Raw genomic sequence first — 15320 nt, 5'->3', positions numbered from 1 at the left:
GCGACTGCGCGCGTAGTGTTAAAGCGTTAAAGCGCCTGTCGGCCGCGGCAATTGATTGGCATTGGCCCCTGCTCGACGCGTGCAGCCGGCGCGGTCTCGGCGCTCCTTCCCTTGGAGACCGGAACTGCATGCGCACCGGTCCCACCCGACTTGCGCCGTGCTGCATGCCGTTCGATGAGCCGCTGCAGCAGGCAGAACGCGCAAAGCAGCGCGCCGATCACGATCCGTGTCCACCACGAACTGAGCGTCCCATCGAAGGTGATGAGAGTCTGGATGGTCCCCAGAATCCCCACGCCGAAAGCCGAGCCGATCACATAGCCGACGCCGCCCGTGAGCAAGGTGCCGCCGATCACCGTCGCGGCAATCGCGTCGAGTTCCATGCCCTGTCCTTGCAGACCGTAGCCCGACAGCACGTACAGCGTAAACACCAAACCACCGAGCGCCGAGCAGAATCCACTGAGCGCATAAACGCTGACCTTGGTGCGCGCTACCGGCAAGCCCATCAGCAACGCCGAGCGCTCATTGCCGCCGATTGCATAGACGTTGCGTCCGAAGCGCGTGAAGTGCGCGACGAACATGGCTACCACGAGCGTCACGATTGCGATCAGCGCGCCGGAGCTCAGCGAAGCGCTGCCGATCTGCACGTGAAACCCGGAGATGGCGTGAAAGACCGGATCGTTGATCGTGATCGACTGCGTCGTGATCAGGAAGCACACGCCACGCGCGAGGAACATGCCGGCCAGCGTCACAATGAATGCTTGCAGACGGAAAAAATGAATCAGCGCGCCCATCGCAGCACCGTACAGCGCGCCGAGCAACAGAATCAGCGGCACGGTCACCCAGACCGGCCAATGGAAGTGCTCGGTGAACACGGCGGCGAGGATCGTTGTAAGCGCAACCACCGAGCCCACCGAAAGATCAATGCCACCTGACACGATCACAAACGTCATGCCAATCGCCACGATCAGAAGAAACGCGTTGTCGACGATAAGTCCGAGCAGCACCTGCAGCGAGAAAAAGCCGGTGTACATGATCGAGCCGAAGCCGAACAGCACCACGAACAGCACGATGGTGACGACAATCGGCAGGGTGCGTGGGTCGACCAGGCGTTGGAAAAGCAGTTTCATCGGCTAACCTCACTCAGGGACTTGACCAGCGGGCCGTGCAGCATGCGCCGCGCGAACCTTGCGATCACGGCGCGCGCGGTGGCGGACTGGATCACGCTCACGGCCAGAACCACCGTTGCCTTGACGACCAGCGTTGCCTCGGGCGGCACGCCGATCGTGTAGGTGGTGTACGTAAGCGTCTGGATGATGAGTGCGCCGAGCACCGTGCCTGCCAGGCTGAAGCGTCCGCCGAGTAGCGACGTCCCACCAAGCGTGACCGCAAGAATGGCATCGAGTTCGAGCAGCAAGCCGGCATTGTTGCCATCTGCGCTGCGCACGTTCGAGCTGATGAGAATGCCCGCGAGCGCTGCCGTCACGCCCGAAAACGCGTAGACGCTAAACACGATGGCCGCTGAGCGCAAGCCAACCAGCCGGGTTGCGACCGGATTGATACCGATGGCGCGGATGAACAGCCCGAGTGCGGTGCGGTTCATCAGCAGCGCGGTCGCTATGATCGCCACCAGGGCGAGCCACACCGCGCACGGCACGGCCGCAAGATAGCCGCCGCCGACGGCCAGATACCCAGGCGCGTCGATCGGGATGATCTGACCGCCCGTCAGCAACTGCGCGACGCCCCGTCCCGCCACCATCAGGATCAACGTGGCGATGATCGGTTGCATGCCGACGAAGGCCACCAGCAGGCCGTTCCACATTCCTGCCAGCAAGCCGACGCCAAGCGCGGCGAGAATGGCGCTGCCGACCTGCGCGGGGTTATCGACGAGAAGACTCGCGGCCGTGGCGCCCGCAATCGCGACCACCGCGCCCACCGAGATGTCGATGCCGCGCGTCGCAATCACCAGCGTCATACCGAGCGACACCAGCACGAGCGGCGCGGCACGGTTGAGGATATCGATGGGCGCGCCGAACAGATGTCCATCGAGCATCGTGATGCCAAGAAAGTGCGGATTGCGCACGAGGTCCAGTGCGCACAGCAGCACGAGTGTGAGGCACGGCCAGACAAGCGGATGTTGCAACAGATCCTTGATGCGCCTCATGGGTTGTCCCCTCCCGCGATCAGGCGATAAACCTGGTCCTCGGTCGCCGTATGGCCGGCGACTTCCGCGACCTTGCGACGGTCGCGCAGTACAGCGATGCGGTGGCTCACCCGCACCACCTCGCTTACCTCCGACGAGATGAACAGAATGCCCAGTCCCTTGGCACACAGAGCGAGTACGCGGTCCATGATCTCGAACTTGGCGGCCACGTCGATGCCGCGCGTCGGTTCGTCGAGGATCAGCATTTTGGGCTCCGTCACCAGCCATCGCGCAAGCAGCGCTTTCTGCTGATTGCCACCGGAGAGCAGGCCGATGGGTTGCTCGGCGTCGCGCGCCTTGACGCCGAGGCGTTCGATGTAATCGTCGGCGATCTGACGTTGTTTGGCGCGCCCGATCGGGCGCCACCAGCCGCGCCGCGCCTGCAGCGCCAGAATGATGTTTTCGCGGAGCGAGAGGTCGGCGACGATGCCTTCCTTCTTGCGGTCCTCGGGACAATAGCCGACGCCGCGGCGCACCGCATCGCGCGGTGAGCGCAGCTTGACCGGCTTGTTGCCGATCGTCATCGTGCCGGAGTCGGCGCGTTCGGCGCCGAACAGGAGCCGCGCCGTTTCCGTACGACCCGAGCCGAGCAGTCCTGCGAGGCCAAGAATCTGCCCCGGCTGGACGTCGATATCCACCGGATTCATGAGTCCGCGCCGGCCGACCTCGTGCATCGAGAAGAAGGGCGCGACGGCCGCTTTCTCCACCGGTGACTCGGTCGCGTTGCGCTTCATGCGCTCGGTCATGCGGTCATGGCCGACCATCTTCGAGACCAGCAACTCCACCGGCAGATCGCGGGCAAGATACTCGCCCTCACGCTCGCCGTTGCGCATCACGGTGATACGGTCGGAAATCGCATAGGTTTGCTCAAGAAAGTGCGTGACGAACAGAATCGCCATGCCGGATTCCTTGAGCTTACGCAGCACGTCGAACAGACGCGCGACTTCACTGTCGTCGAGGCTGGACGTGGGTTCGTCCAGGATCAGCACCCGGGCATCGACCGACAACGCCCGCGCAATCGCCACCATCTGCTGCACGGCGATCGGATAGGTGTCCAGCGAGCGGGTGACGTCGAGCGAGACGTTGAGTTCGGCGAGCGCGGCTTCGGCGCGCGTGCGGATCGACTTCCAGTCAATCGCACCGCGGCGCTTCGGCTGGCGGCCGGCGAATACGTTCTCCGCAACCGAGAGGTTGCTGCAGAGATTCACTTCCTGATACAGCGTGCGAATGCCGGCGGCTTCCGCTTCGAGCGGTGTGGAGAAATCGACGGGTGTACCGCCGAGACGAATCTCGCCCGCGTCATGCGTGTGCACGCCGGTCAGCACATTGATGAGTGTGGATTTGCCTGCGCCGTTCTGCCCCATCAGGGTATGGACTTCGCCGGGAAAGAGCCGGAAATCCACTTTCTGAAGCGCTTTCACCCCCGGAAAGGTTTTGCTGAGACCAATGGTTTCGAGTATTGGGGAGGCAGTCATGCGCGCGGCCCAAAGAGTAGGAATAGAGGTCAGCCGCGTTGCGCAACGGACCCGCCCGCAATCCAATCAATACTTGCGCTGAGGCAGAATCTGCGCGGCGACGCTCATCGGGAACACGGTCTCGTTCGTGACGATGCGCTTGGGTAGCTGCTTGCCGGCCACCACGTCCTTGACGGCCGCCATCAACTGCGGGCCAAGCAGCGGACTGCATTCCACGTCGACGTTGATCTTGCCCGCTATCATCGCCTCGAAGCCTCCCTTGGTGGCGTCGAAGGACACGACACTCACGTCCTTGCCCGGTTGAATGCCAGCTTCCTCCATGGCCTGGATCGCACCGAGCGCCATGTCGTCGTTATGCGCGTACACCACGTTGATCTGCTTGCCGTAGGTCTTGGCGAACGCCTCCATGACCTGCTTGCCGCCCGCCAGCGTGAAATCGCCGCTTTGCGAGGCGATGATCTTGAACTTGGGATCGTTCTTGATGACTTCCATCAGACCCGCATGGCGGTCGTTGGCCGGTGCCGAGCCGACGGTGCCTTGCAATTCGGCAATGTTGATCGGACCCGGGTCATTCTTATAGTGGTCTTCAAGCCAGTGGCCGGCACGCCGCCCTTCCTCGAGGAAGTCCGAACCGATCATGGTCACGTAAAGCGACTTGTCCTGCACGTCGATATTGCGGTCGGTGAGAATCACCGGAATTTTGGCGGCCTTCGCTTCGTTGAGCACCGGTTCCCAGCCGGATTCAACCACCGGCGAAAAGGCAATCACGTCGACCTTTTGCGCAATATATGAGCGGATAGCGCGGATCTGGTTTTCCTGTTTCTGTTGCGCATCGGAGAACTTCAGGTTGATGCCCGCATCCTTTGCTGCGCTTTTCACTGAAATGGTATTGGCGGTGCGCCATGCGCTTTCCGCGCCGACCTGCGCAAAGCCAAGCGTGATTTGTTTGTCCTGGGCATGGGCAGGCGCGCCGACGGCGAGGAGCAGCGCGGAACTGAGGATTGCGCCCAAGGCGGTACGTCTTGAGGGGCTCATAACTGTCTCCGTCTCGTTTGTATTGGGTGTGTTGAGCCGCGCCGCTATGGATCACGCTTTTGCTTTTACTAGGGATCTTCGGCGCTTGCTGCAATGGAGATTAGCGCCAGACCCGATGACGGTCCAATCAGGAATTTGGTCAGGGCGATACCGGAGCTGGTATAGGTGGAAGCGTGATAAGTACATACCCAGCCCCATATGAATCGGCGGGACTGGAACGGTCGCCGCTTAGGTGGGACTTAGCTTGCGCTGGCGTTCGCCTCGGCAGATGCACCATAGATTTCGGCGGCTACGTCGCGTAGCGTTTCGAGCATGATGCTGGCCGCCGGCGAGAGCAACTGGGTTTGCCGCGTGATGATGCCGAATGCATCCATCCGGTACGGCAGCTCGATCGCGAGCCGCTTCAATACGCCAAACACCTCGTATTGGCGCGCGACCTCTTCCGGCACGACTGCAAGCATGTCGCTCTGCAAAAGCAGGCTCGAGATAGCCAGAAAATTGTTGGTATTGGTGACGTTTTGCGGCGGATTGAGCCCGATCTGCGAAAACATCAAATCGAAGCGGTGCCTCAGCACGCTGCCGGGCGGGTGCAACACCCAGCTCGCATTCACGATGTCACGCAGCGTCAGCCCGCTCGCACTTTCCATAGGGTGGCCCGGGCGGGCGACGATGCACAGCGGCTCGTCGGCCAGTTGCTCGTAACGCACGGCGTCGGTGAACTGGCCTTGGCGCTCGAGCACGCGGCCGATCATGATGTCGAGTTTGCCCTGCGCGACGAGCGGCAACATCACGTCTGATGTTTCCACCTGCAGCCAGATCTGCAGATGTGGATGGCGTTCCTTGACCCGCGAAATCGCTATGGGAACCATCGTCGCCGCGGCCGTGGCGATCGAGCCGATCTGTACCTGCCCGACCAATCCCGAGCGCAGCGCCGAAATTTCATCGTGGGCCTGGCTCAGGTTCGACAGCACCATGCGCGCGTGGCGGATCATCACTTCGCCATAGAGCGTGGCGCGCATGCCGTGCGGCGTGCGGTCGAAAAGCCGCACCTCCAATACGTCCTCCAGCTCCTTCAGCAAGCGCGAGGCGGCGGGTTGCGTCATGCCGAGCAAGTCGGCGGCGCGGCGCACGTTGCCTTCTTCTTCCATGGCCGCGAGCAGCAGCAACTGACGCGTTTTTAGCCGCGCCCGGACGAACCAGTTCGAGTAAGCCTGCGCCATCGTGTCGTGTCTCCATTCTTGGCATGTCCAATCATGTCATACCGAATCTGATATTGCCAAGGCGAAAAATAGGATTGGAAAGATATCGAATCGGTGCTTTAAGCTTCGACCACTCGCAACGCGACCCGCCGCAACGCTGTCCCGCTATCTGGCGGGCGGGAGCCTGGAACCGGTGCACTTGATGGAAGCGTCGCAGCAGGAATGAACGGGCCAGCGAGCCCGTGTTTGAAGAAGCCATCACCTTAGGAGACAACCATGAGCCGTAAGCTTCGCCGCCTGACCTTGTCCGCCATCGCCGCCGCCGCGATGGCGGTTCCGTTTGTGACACACCTGTCCGCCCACGCCGACGAGCCGGTCAAGATCGGCTTTCTGGTGAAAATGCCGGAACAGGCCTGGTTCATCAATGAACAGAAGGCGGCGACGGCGCTTGGCCAGAAAGACGGTTTCTCGGTCGTCAACATCGGCACGCCGGACGGCGAAAAGGTGCTGGAAGCAATCGACAACCTCGGCGCTCAAGGCGCCCAGGGCTTCGTGATCTGCGCGCCGGATGTGCGGCTCGGGCCCGCCATTCAGGCACGCGCGAAGCGCTACAGCATGAAGTTCGTGACGGTGGACGACCAGCTCGTCGACTCGTCGGGCAAGCCCCTTGCCGGCGTGCCGCACCTCGGCATGTCGGCATTCAAGATCGGCAATCAGGTCGGCCAGGCGATCTCGGACGAAATGAAGCGCCGCGGCTGGAACCCGAACGAAGTGGGGGCGCTGCGCATCACGAACTACGAGTTGCCCACCGCCAAGCTGCGCACGGACGGTGCGGCGCAGACGCTGCTGGCGAACGGCTTCAAGCAAGAGAACATCTTTGACGCGCCGCAAAAGACCACCGACGACGAAGGCGGCTTCAATGCCTCGGCCCCCGTGCTGTCACAGCACCCGAACATCAAGAAGTGGGTGATCTTCGCGCTCAACGAGGAGACCGTGCTGGGTGGCGTGCGGGCGACGGAGCAGTTGCACATTCCGTCGGCGGACGTGATTGGCGTCGGCATCAACGGTGCGGGCGAGGCGTTCGCCGAGTTCCAGAAGAAGGAGCCGACGGGCTTCTACGGCACGATCGCAGTGAGCTCGACCAACCACGGCAAGGACAGCGCGGAGAACCTTGTCGACTGGATCAAGTCGGGCAAAGTGCCGCCCGCCGACACCCAGACCACCGGCAAGCTGATGACCCGCGCGAACTGGCAGGACGTGCGCAAGGAACTGGGTATCTGACAGTTCTTTCCCGGGCGTCGCGCTCAATCGGCCACGCCCGGCTTCCTGTTTCTGCCACGAGGCTTGACCCATGATGGACACCGCCACGGCCCTCGCCGATCCCTATCTTCTGCTTGACGATATCACCGTGCGCTTTCCCGGCGTGCTCGCGTTGGACGGCGTGTCGCTCGGCGTCCGGACGGGCGAAGTCCACGGCCTGATGGGCGAAAACGGCGCGGGCAAATCGACACTTCTGAAAGTGCTCTCGGGCGTCAATCAACCGGCCGGCGGCAGCCTGACATTGGGCGGCGCGGTGCAGCAGTTCACGACGACCAAAGCGGCCATCGAGGCGGGCGTTGCGATCATCTATCAGGAACTGCATCTGGTGCCGGAACTGACGGTCGCGGAGAACCTGATGCTCGGAGCGATGCCGAACCGCTTCGGTGTGCTCAACGAGAAGCAGTTGGTGAACCGCGCGATCAGCGAGCTTGACCGGCTTGGCGAGAAGATCGATCCGAATTTGCAGGTGAAGCATCTTTCGATCGGCCAGCGGCAGATGATCGAGATCGGCAAGGCGCTGATGCGCGATGCGCGCGTGATCGCCTTCGATGAACCGACGAGTTCGCTTTCGTCGCGTGAAACTGAGCAACTGTTCAAGATCATCCGCACGTTGCGCGCCGAGGGCCGCGCGATTATCTACGTGACGCACCGGATGGATGAGGTCTACGAGTTGTGTGACCGCGTGACGGTGTTTCGCGACGGCCGGCGTATCGAGACGTTTGATGAAGTCGACGGGCTCGAGCGCGACCGGTTGATTAGCTGCATGGTGGGGCGCTCGATTCGCGATGTGTACGGCTACCGGACCCGCGAGATCGGCGCTGTGCAGCTCGACGTGAAAGGGCTGTTGGGGCCGGGCCTGGCGGAGCCTGCCTCGTTCAATGCGCGCAAGGGTGAGATTGTCGGCTTCTTCGGCCTGGTGGGCGCGGGACGCTCCGAACTGATGAAGCTGATCTACGGCGCGGTAAAGCCGGTCGCGGGCGAGATCGTATTGAAGGGCGAGGCGCGCAAATTCCGCTCGCCGCGCGATGCGGTGCGCGCGGGTGTCGCCCTGTGCCCCGAGGATCGCAAGCAGGAGGGCATTGTCGCGATCGCCTCGGTGTCGGACAACCTGAACATGAGTTGCCGCCGCCATCACAACGCGCTGCATATCCTCGATGCCCGTAAGGAAGCGGCCACTACCACGAGTTTCATTGCCAAGCTCGCCATCAAGACCCGTGACGGCAACACGCCAATCGGCACGCTCTCGGGCGGCAACCAGCAGAAGGTGATCCTCTCGCGCTGGCTCGCGGAGGAGATCGATGTCTTTCTGATGGACGAGCCGACCCGCGGCATCGATGTCGGCGCGCGCAGTGAAATCTATAGCTTGTTGTACGGACTCGCCGAAGCAGGCCGTACCGTCATTGTCGTATCGAGCGACCTGGCAGAGGTGATCGGCGTCGCGGACCGCGTCATCGTCATGCGTGAAGGGCGGATCGTCGGCAATCTGCCGAAAGCCGAAGCGTCGCCCGATCAACTGATCAAGCTTGCACTGCCAAGCTAATCGAATGTAACGAGCCACAACATGCAAACCACTAATACTCCCGTCACTAATCAGCCCAATCCGAAGGAAACGGTCAGCGCCCGCTCGCGTGCCGCGCAAACCTGGGATCTGATCAACAAGTCCGGCATCGTGATGGTGTTCATCATCCTGTTCGCCGCACTGTCGTTCACGGTGCCGGACTTCATCAGCGCACGCAATATCCAGGGGCTGCTGCTCTCGGTAACGCTGATCGGTTCGATCTCGGTGACGATGATGTTCGTGCTGGCGCTCGGCGAGGTGGATCTGTCGGTGGCCTCGATCGTCGCGTTTGCGGGTGTGGTTGCATCCACCTTGATCACCGCGACGCATAGCGTGCTGTTCGGTGTGCTCGCCGGCATTCTGGCGGGCGGCGCGGTCGGGCTCGTAAACGGCGTGCTGGTGGCGCGCTACAAGATCAATTCGTTGATCGTCACGCTCGCGATGATGGAAGTGGTGCGTGGTCTGGCGTTCATCACATCGAACGGCGACGCAGTGATGATCTCCGAAGAACGTTTCTTCGAGCTGGGCGGCGGCGCGTTTCTCGGCATTTCGTACCCGATCTGGAGCAATATCGTCGGCTTCGTTCTGTTCGGCTTTCTGCTGAAGAAAACCGTATTCGGCAAGAACGTGCTGGCCGTTGGCGGCAACAGCGAAGCGGCCCTGCTCGCAGGTTTGCCAGTTACCCGGATCAAGATCACCGTGTTTGTGCTGCAGGGACTGGTGACCGGTTTTGCCGGCGTCATGCTCGCCTCGCGGATGAGCCTCGGTGACCCGAAAACCTCGGTCGGTCTGGAACTCGGCGTGATCTCCGCGTGTGTGCTCGGCGGCGTGTCGCTGACCGGTGGCGTCGCGACGATTTCCGGCGTGCTGGTGGGCGTACTGATCATGGGCTCCGTGCAGGATGCAATGAGCCTGCTGAACGTGCCGACCTTTTACCAATACCTGATTCGCGGCGGCATTTTGCTGCTCGCAGTGCTGTTCGACCAATACCGTCGCAGCAAGCGCATCCACTAAGACACGCTGGAACACGCTCGCTGCTGAAATCGGCGGCGAGTGGGTCTGATGAACGCCGCGCCGCAGCATAACAATAGCGATATGTAGTGGTTAAAAATTAACATTAGAAGGATATTGGGCCAGCCGGTACACTTTTCTCAGATGGACCGCGATCACCAAGCGACACGGCGCACGGCACAGGCCGGCGCGTTCTCGCCTCGATGCGCGGTGGATCGTCGACGCATAGGTGGATGAGCTGGTGTCGACGCCTTTGTTCAAGAGTTTGCGTTCAGGAAGTCAGCATGTCCGACAAGAAATCGAAGCTGCGTTCAGCCCAATGGTTCGGCACGCAAGACAAGAACGGCTTCATGTATCGAAGCTGGATGAAGAATCAGGGTATTCCGGATCACGAGTTCGACGGCCGGCCGGTCATCGGCATCTGCAATACGTGGTCGGAACTCACGCCCTGCAATGCGCACTTTCGCAAGATCGCCGAACACGTCAAGCGTGGTGTTTACGAGGCGGGCGGCTTTCCGGTTGAGTTCCCGGTGTTCTCAAACGGCGAATCGAACCTGCGTCCGACCGCGATGCTCACGCGCAACCTGGCGGCGATGGATGTCGAAGAAGCGATTCGCGGCAATCCTATTGATGCGGTCGTGCTGCTCACCGGTTGCGACAAGACCACGCCCGCGCTCCTGATGGGCGCGGCGAGCTGCGATGTGCCCGCGATCGTCGTGACGGGTGGTCCGATGCTCAACGGCAAGCTCGACGGCAAGAACATCGGCTCGGGTACGGCCGTGTGGCAACTGCACGAGTCGCTGAAAGCCGGCGAGATCGATCTGCATCGCTTCCTCTCGGCGGAAGCTGGGATGTCGCGCTCGGCGGGCACCTGCAATACGATGGGGACGGCGTCGACCATGGCGTGCATGGCAGAGGCGCTGGGCACGTCGCTGCCGCATAACGCGGCGATTCCGGCTGTCGACTCACGCCGCTATGTGCTCGCACACATGTCGGGTAGCCGCATTGTTGCGATGGCGCACGAAGGCTTGACGCTCTCCAGGATCCTGACGCGCGAGGCGTTCCTCAACGCCATCCGGGTGAATGCGGCTATCGGCGGTTCGACGAATGCGGTGATTCATCTGAAGGCGATTGCAGGGCGCATTGGTGTGAATCTCGATCTCGACGATTGGGTGCATACGGGCCGCAATACGCCGACCATCGTGGATCTGATGCCGTCCGGCCGGTTCCTGATGGAAGAGTTCTATTACGCGGGTGGTCTGCCTGCTGTGTTGCGCCGGCTCGGTGAAGCCGATCTGTTGCCCTATCCGGATGCGATCACTGTCAACGGCAAAACGCTTTGGCAAAACGTAAAGGATGCGCCTATTACGGATGACGAAGTGATTCGGCCGCTAGACAAGCCACTTGTTGCTGATGGCGGTATCCGCGTGTTGCGTGGGAACCTTGCGCCGCGTGGTGCGGTTCTGAAGCCGTCCGCCGCGACGCCGGCGCTGCTCAAGCATCGTGGTCGCGCGGTGGTTTTCGAAAACCTGGAGCACTACAAGGAGCGTATCGTCGACGAGGCTTTGGATGTCGACGCGGACTCCGTTCTCGTGTTGAAGAATTGCGGACCGAAGGGTTATCCGGGCATGGCCGAAGTGGGCAACATGGGATTGCCGCCCAAGCTGTTGCGCCAGGGCGTGACGGATATGGTGCGTATTTCGGATGCGCGGATGAGTGGCACCGCTTATGGCACGGTGGTGTTGCACGTGACGCCGGAGGCTGCGGACGGCGGTCCACTTGCAGCGGTGCAGGACGGCGACTGGATCGAACTTGATTGCGATGCGGGCACGCTGCGTGTCGATATCAGTGATGAGGAACTGGCCCGGCGTCTAGAGGCCCGCACGCCACCTGTGGTTCCTTCGGGCGGCGGTTATCAGCGCCTCTATGTGGATCACGTGCTACAGGCGGATGAGGGCTGCGATCTGGACTTTCTGGTTGGATGCCGAGGGGCGGCGGTGCCCCGGCATTCGCATTGAACCAGACTCGTCGCGGCGAGACCTGCATCCCGGTCTCGCCGCGTATCGCCCCACTCATTTCCCCACGAGCTTAAGGCCGCTCGCCACGTGCCAAGCGGCCTTCGATGTCATACACCACCGGCATCAAATCCGCGACGCTATCGACCACATAATGCGCCCCGGCAGCGGTCAACCGCCGCGCTGCCGCCGCACGCCGCTGCGCAAATTCCTCGGCGGGCAGCGCCTTCACGTCCGCCTCGGCCATCCCGAACGCGTTACCGCTTACCGCCACACCAACCGCCCATGTCCCGCCGTTAATTCCTTCTTCAATGCCGACTTCCGTATCGTCGACCTTGATCGCATTCTTCGCGAGCCACACGCCCAGTTGCGGCAACGTCTTGTAGATCATGTACGGCGAAGGACGACCTTCGGGCGTATCGCCGGTGCAAACGAGGCTGTCCGGTGCAAAGCCCTGCGCAGCCGCGCCCGGCGTGATCTCGGCCATGATCTCGCGCGTATAGCCGGTCGTCGTGCCGATCCGGATATCCTCGGAGCGCAACGTTGTCGCCACTTCCGCAACGCCCGGAATCACCTGACTATAGCTCGCTGCTACCTTGATGTTCTTGGGTACGAAGACGTCATATACCGCATCGATATCCTGCTCGCTCGGGGCCCGGCCGTACTTGTCGGCCCATGCCTGCGCTACCCGCGGCAGCGCCATCAGCGCCGCGATATGCGGACGCTTTGCCATGCCCATGGGCCCACGCGCTTCGTCGATGGTGATCGACACGCCGAACTGTTCGAACGTCTCAACAAACGCGCCCATCGGCGCCAGCGAACCGTAGTCGACCACCGTGCCGGCCCAATCGAAAATCACTGCTTTTACGTGTTTCATTTACTTCGCATCCTGAGAAGAGTCTGGGCGGCGACGTAACACCTGTCGAGTCGCGTCCGCCGTGGGATTCGTGTGTCGTGCCTTAAACGCTGGCGTCGATTTCAAACTGGCTCGGCGAGCAACTTGCGTTCTTCGAGCGCCGCGCTCGGCGGCGCGGCGTGTTCCACGCCCATCGTGCGCAGCGCCTGAGCGCAAGCCGCCACCACGCGCCGCATGACATCCGCATCTACCTGGCCGATGCACCCCACGCGGAAGCTGTCCACCACCGTCAGCTTGCCCGGGTAAATGATGAAACCCTGTTGTTTCATCAGTTCGTAAAACTGCTCGAAACGAAACGCCGGATGCGCGGGCGCAAAAAACGTCACGATGATCGGCGAGCGCCAGTGTGCGTCGAGCAGCGGTTCGAAGCCAAGTTCGTGCATGCCGGCGACCAGCACGTCGCGGTTGTGTGCGTAGCGTGCGAGCCGGCCAGGCTGGCCACCTTCGAGCGCATGCAGCCGGAGTGCTTCGATAAAGGCCGCCACCGTATGCGTGGGCGGCGTGAAGCGCCACTGCCCGGTGCGGTTCATCACGTCCCATTGGTCGTACACGTCGAGGCTCAGCGAATGGCTGCGGCCCTTGGCCTCCTGCAAGGCGCTCTTGCGCGCAATCACAAAGCCAAAGCCCGGCACGCCTTCGATGCATTTGTTGGCCGACGACACAAACGCTTCGCACTGCAGGTGCCGTACGTCTAGCGGGACGGCGCCGAAGGCGCTCATCGAGTCAATCAGCAGCTTGCGGCCCTTTTTTGCGGTGGCGGCGGCGATTTCTTCGATCGGGTTCAGAATCCCGGAGCTGGTTTCGCAATGCACCGCGACCACGTGCGTGATGCTCGGATCGGCGTCGAGCATGCGTTCGACTTCGCTGCCGCGCGGTGGCAGGTAGTCGCCCTTGTCGAGCACGGTGTGGCGGCGACCCAGATAACCGAGCGTGGTGGCAATGCGCTTACCGTAGGCGCCGTTTGCCAGCACCAGCGCGTGTCCACCGCGCGGAACCAGGCTGCCCAGCATGGCTTCGACGCAGTAGCTGCCGCTGCCTTGCAACGGCACACAATCGTAGTCGCCGGCGGTGTCGCCCGCGATCTCCAGCAGGCTGCGGCGCAGTTGTGCGGTCATCGCACGGAAATCGCCGTCCCACGATCCCCAGTCGCGCAGCATCGCTTCCTTGGTCGAGAGCGCCGTGGTGAGCGGCCCCGGCGTCAGCAGATACGGCTCGCCTTTGGCGGGAGCAGCGCACGAAGTAGCGGAATGATCGACTGCGGTGTCCATGCTGGATGTCCAATGAAGGTCTCAGTGGTTGCCACAGTACAGAATCCGCGAGCATCGGTAAAATCGATATAATCGATGTGGGTATCAGTGAAACTTATCAGCAAGGTGGGGCGCAGATGCAATACGCGCAATTGCGGGCGTTTCATGCGGTCGCCGAACACGGCGGGTTTTCCAAGGCGGCGCAGGCGTTGTCGCTGACGCAGCCTGCCATTTCGGACCACGTGCGGCGGCTCGAGCAGGATTTTGGGGTCAAGCTCTTCGAGCGCGGCCCGCGTGGCGTCGAGCCGACCGAACTGGGCCGGCGTCTCTTCAGCGTGACGCGGCAGATGCTCAGTTGCGAGCGCGATGCCCGGCAATTGCTCGAATCGGCGAGCGGCCTCGCATCCGGCACACTCTCGCTCGCGGCGGACGCACCCGACCTCGCGGTCAAACTGATCGGGGCGTTTCGCAAGCGGCATCCGGGCATCGTCGTAACGCTCTCTATTGCGAACGCGGCCGAGTGCATGCAGCGTGTCCTGTCGAGCACGGTGGACGCTGCGATTACCGCCGCGCCGCAGGTCCACAGCCGGCTTGAGTCGCGCGTGTTGCGGCGCGATCCGCTGGTGGCGATGGTGCCGGCCACGAGTTCGATTGCGAAGAAGCGCAAGCTGACTTACGCAGAACTCGTCAAACAGCCCATGATCTTTCGGGAGGCTCAGTCGGTCACCCAGCAGTTGCTCGAAAACGAACTGGTGCGGCAGTCGTTGCAGGTCGAACCGGTGATGTATGTGGACGGCCGCGAGGCGCTCGAGGAAGCGATCGCGCAGGGCATGGGCGTCGGGGTGATCGCCTACGCCGAGTTCAACGAGTCGCGCCGCATCAGAATGATTCCGCTGCAGGATTGCCAGGTCGAAATGATCGAGTCGCTCACACGCCTCGCCGAGCGGCCCGCATCGAATCTGCTGAACGCGCTGTTTGCGACCGAACTCGACTAGCGGCGCTTGCCGTCGTCCGCAATCCGACTCGCTACAATCGATTGTGCAGACTAATCGAGAACGGAGACATTCATGACAACCGCCACGCCCATCGCCGCGTTCTTTGGCTTGTCGAATCGAATGGCAAATGTAATCTCGATGCGGCCAAACGATGAGTTCTATCTGATGGGGCGGGTCCCGAAGGCTTAACGGTCTGCGAGAGTCTAGGGGTCACCGGCTAAAACGTCGGAATTTGACAATGTTTTACAGCTTCACCAATTCTGAGATGCTATTGTCGTCGGGGATGGCGAGCGGCGACCTGCCATCAGCGCGCGTCATGGTTCGTTCGCGGCACGCTACCCGGTAGCTG

12 protein-coding genes and 1 pseudogene are annotated in these 15320 nt (G+C 62.0%); 6 read left to right on the top strand and 7 right to left on the bottom strand.

All coding sequences use genetic code 11. The annotated features are described in order from the left end of the window. Window positions 1-26 precede the first annotated feature (26 nt). The 5 genes from yjfF to BLQ92_RS30495 all read right to left on the bottom strand — a co-directional run bounded on the left by yjfF (window position 27) and on the right by BLQ92_RS30495 (window position 5930). Window positions 27-1127 carry a galactofuranose ABC transporter, permease protein YjfF gene (gene yjfF / locus BLQ92_RS30515; RefSeq protein ID WP_090690956.1) on the bottom strand — a complete coding sequence of 367 codons (1101 nt, stop codon included), beginning with the start codon at window positions 1125-1127 and terminating at the stop codon, window positions 27-29. Next, window positions 1124-2161, bottom strand: coding sequence for an ABC transporter permease (locus BLQ92_RS30510; RefSeq protein WP_090690952.1), 1038 nt, complete (start codon window positions 2159-2161; stop codon window positions 1124-1126). The genes yjfF and BLQ92_RS30510 overlap by 4 nt, the downstream gene beginning before the upstream one ends. Next, entirely contained in the window at window positions 2158-3675 is a 1518-nt protein-coding gene (locus tag BLQ92_RS30505; RefSeq protein WP_090690949.1) for a sugar ABC transporter ATP-binding protein, read from the bottom strand. The genes BLQ92_RS30510 and BLQ92_RS30505 overlap by 4 nt, the downstream gene beginning before the upstream one ends. A gap of 66 nt (window positions 3676-3741) precedes the next feature. Then, window positions 3742-4710: an ABC transporter substrate-binding protein gene (locus BLQ92_RS30500; protein ID WP_090690945.1), complete on the bottom strand. Its 969-nt coding sequence runs from the start codon at window positions 4708-4710 to the stop codon at window positions 3742-3744. A 239-nt stretch (window positions 4711-4949) separates the two neighbouring features. Continuing rightward, complete coding sequence (locus tag BLQ92_RS30495) at window positions 4950-5930, bottom strand: LysR family transcriptional regulator (RefSeq protein WP_090690942.1); 981 nt, start codon at window positions 5928-5930, stop codon at window positions 4950-4952. Window positions 5931-6185: 255 nt separating this feature from the next. Here BLQ92_RS30495 and BLQ92_RS30490 point away from each other — a divergent pair, with 255 nt between their 5' ends. From BLQ92_RS30490 to BLQ92_RS30475, 4 genes are all read left to right on the top strand, one after another. Beyond that, window positions 6186-7190 carry an arabinose ABC transporter substrate-binding protein gene (locus tag BLQ92_RS30490; RefSeq protein ID WP_090690938.1) on the top strand — a complete coding sequence of 335 codons (1005 nt, stop codon included), beginning with the start codon at window positions 6186-6188 and terminating at the stop codon, window positions 7188-7190. Between the two features lie 70 nt (window positions 7191-7260). Further along, on the top strand, window positions 7261-8769 hold the full coding sequence (araG, locus tag BLQ92_RS30485; protein ID WP_090690933.1) for an L-arabinose ABC transporter ATP-binding protein AraG: 1509 nt from the start codon (window positions 7261-7263) through the stop codon (window positions 8767-8769). A gap of 21 nt (window positions 8770-8790) precedes the next feature. Further along, window positions 8791-9801, top strand: a complete 1011-nt coding sequence (gene araH / locus BLQ92_RS30480) for an L-arabinose ABC transporter permease AraH (RefSeq protein WP_090690929.1) — start codon at window positions 8791-8793, stop codon at window positions 9799-9801. A 281-nt stretch (window positions 9802-10082) separates the two neighbouring features. Next, the gene (locus tag BLQ92_RS30475; protein WP_090690925.1) at window positions 10083-11816 is read left to right on the top strand and encodes an IlvD/Edd family dehydratase; all 1734 of its coding nucleotides are present in this window, start codon (window positions 10083-10085) and stop codon (window positions 11814-11816) included. Between the two features lie 70 nt (window positions 11817-11886). On the opposite strand, the gene phnX is transcribed toward BLQ92_RS30475, so the two are convergent. Further along, the gene (gene phnX, locus BLQ92_RS30470) at window positions 11887-12690 is read right to left on the bottom strand and encodes a phosphonoacetaldehyde hydrolase (RefSeq protein ID WP_090690922.1); all 804 of its coding nucleotides are present in this window, start codon (window positions 12688-12690) and stop codon (window positions 11887-11889) included. Window positions 12691-12791: 101 nt separating this feature from the next. Beyond that, window positions 12792-13997 (bottom strand): 2-aminoethylphosphonate--pyruvate transaminase, encoded by a 1206-nt coding sequence (locus BLQ92_RS30465; protein ID WP_090690918.1) that lies wholly within the window; start codon window positions 13995-13997, stop codon window positions 12792-12794. Between the two features lie 116 nt (window positions 13998-14113). Here BLQ92_RS30465 and BLQ92_RS30460 point away from each other — a divergent pair, with 116 nt between their 5' ends. Both BLQ92_RS30460 and BLQ92_RS39635 read left to right on the top strand, forming a co-directional pair. Continuing rightward, complete coding sequence (locus BLQ92_RS30460) at window positions 14114-14971, top strand: LysR substrate-binding domain-containing protein (protein ID WP_090691187.1); 858 nt, start codon at window positions 14114-14116, stop codon at window positions 14969-14971. A 90-nt stretch (window positions 14972-15061) separates the two neighbouring features. Then, a pseudogene (locus BLQ92_RS39635) lies at window positions 15062-15160 on the top strand (peroxidase-related enzyme); the annotation flags it as partial. Between the last annotated feature and the right edge of the window lie 160 nt (window positions 15161-15320).

Source organism: Paraburkholderia phenazinium (assembly GCF_900100735.1).
In the GTDB taxonomy this organism is placed as follows: domain Bacteria; phylum Pseudomonadota; class Gammaproteobacteria; order Burkholderiales; family Burkholderiaceae; genus Paraburkholderia; species Paraburkholderia phenazinia.
Note: the sequence above shows the minus strand (reverse complement) of the source record. Positions and strands in the feature narration are given on the sequence as shown.

Bases quoted from the DNA above. Each gene is read 5' to 3' on its own strand.
- yjfF (WP_090690956.1), bottom strand. From the start codon at position 1,127: ATGAAACTGCTTTTCCAACGCCTGGTCGACCCACGCACCCTGCCGATT.
- araG (WP_090690933.1), top strand. From the start codon at position 7,261: ATGATGGACACCGCCACGGCCCTCGCCGATCCCTATCTTCTGCTTGAC.
- BLQ92_RS30465 (WP_090690918.1), bottom strand. From the start codon at position 13,997: ATGGACACCGCAGTCGATCATTCCGCTACTTCGTGCGCTGCTCCCGCC.
- BLQ92_RS30510 (WP_090690952.1), bottom strand. From the start codon at position 2,161: ATGAGGCGCATCAAGGATCTGTTGCAACATCCGCTTGTCTGGCCGTGC.
- BLQ92_RS30495 (WP_090690942.1), bottom strand. From the start codon at position 5,930: ATGGCGCAGGCTTACTCGAACTGGTTCGTCCGGGCGCGGCTAAAAACG.
- BLQ92_RS30490 (WP_090690938.1), top strand. From the start codon at position 6,186: ATGAGCCGTAAGCTTCGCCGCCTGACCTTGTCCGCCATCGCCGCCGCC.
- BLQ92_RS30475 (WP_090690925.1), top strand. From the start codon at position 10,083: ATGTCCGACAAGAAATCGAAGCTGCGTTCAGCCCAATGGTTCGGCACG.
- araH (WP_090690929.1), top strand. From the start codon at position 8,791: ATGCAAACCACTAATACTCCCGTCACTAATCAGCCCAATCCGAAGGAA.
- BLQ92_RS30505 (WP_090690949.1), bottom strand. From the start codon at position 3,675: ATGACTGCCTCCCCAATACTCGAAACCATTGGTCTCAGCAAAACCTTT.
- BLQ92_RS30460 (WP_090691187.1), top strand. From the start codon at position 14,114: ATGCAATACGCGCAATTGCGGGCGTTTCATGCGGTCGCCGAACACGGC.
- BLQ92_RS30500 (WP_090690945.1), bottom strand. From the start codon at position 4,710: ATGAGCCCCTCAAGACGTACCGCCTTGGGCGCAATCCTCAGTTCCGCG.
- phnX (WP_090690922.1), bottom strand. From the start codon at position 12,690: ATGAAACACGTAAAAGCAGTGATTTTCGATTGGGCCGGCACGGTGGTC.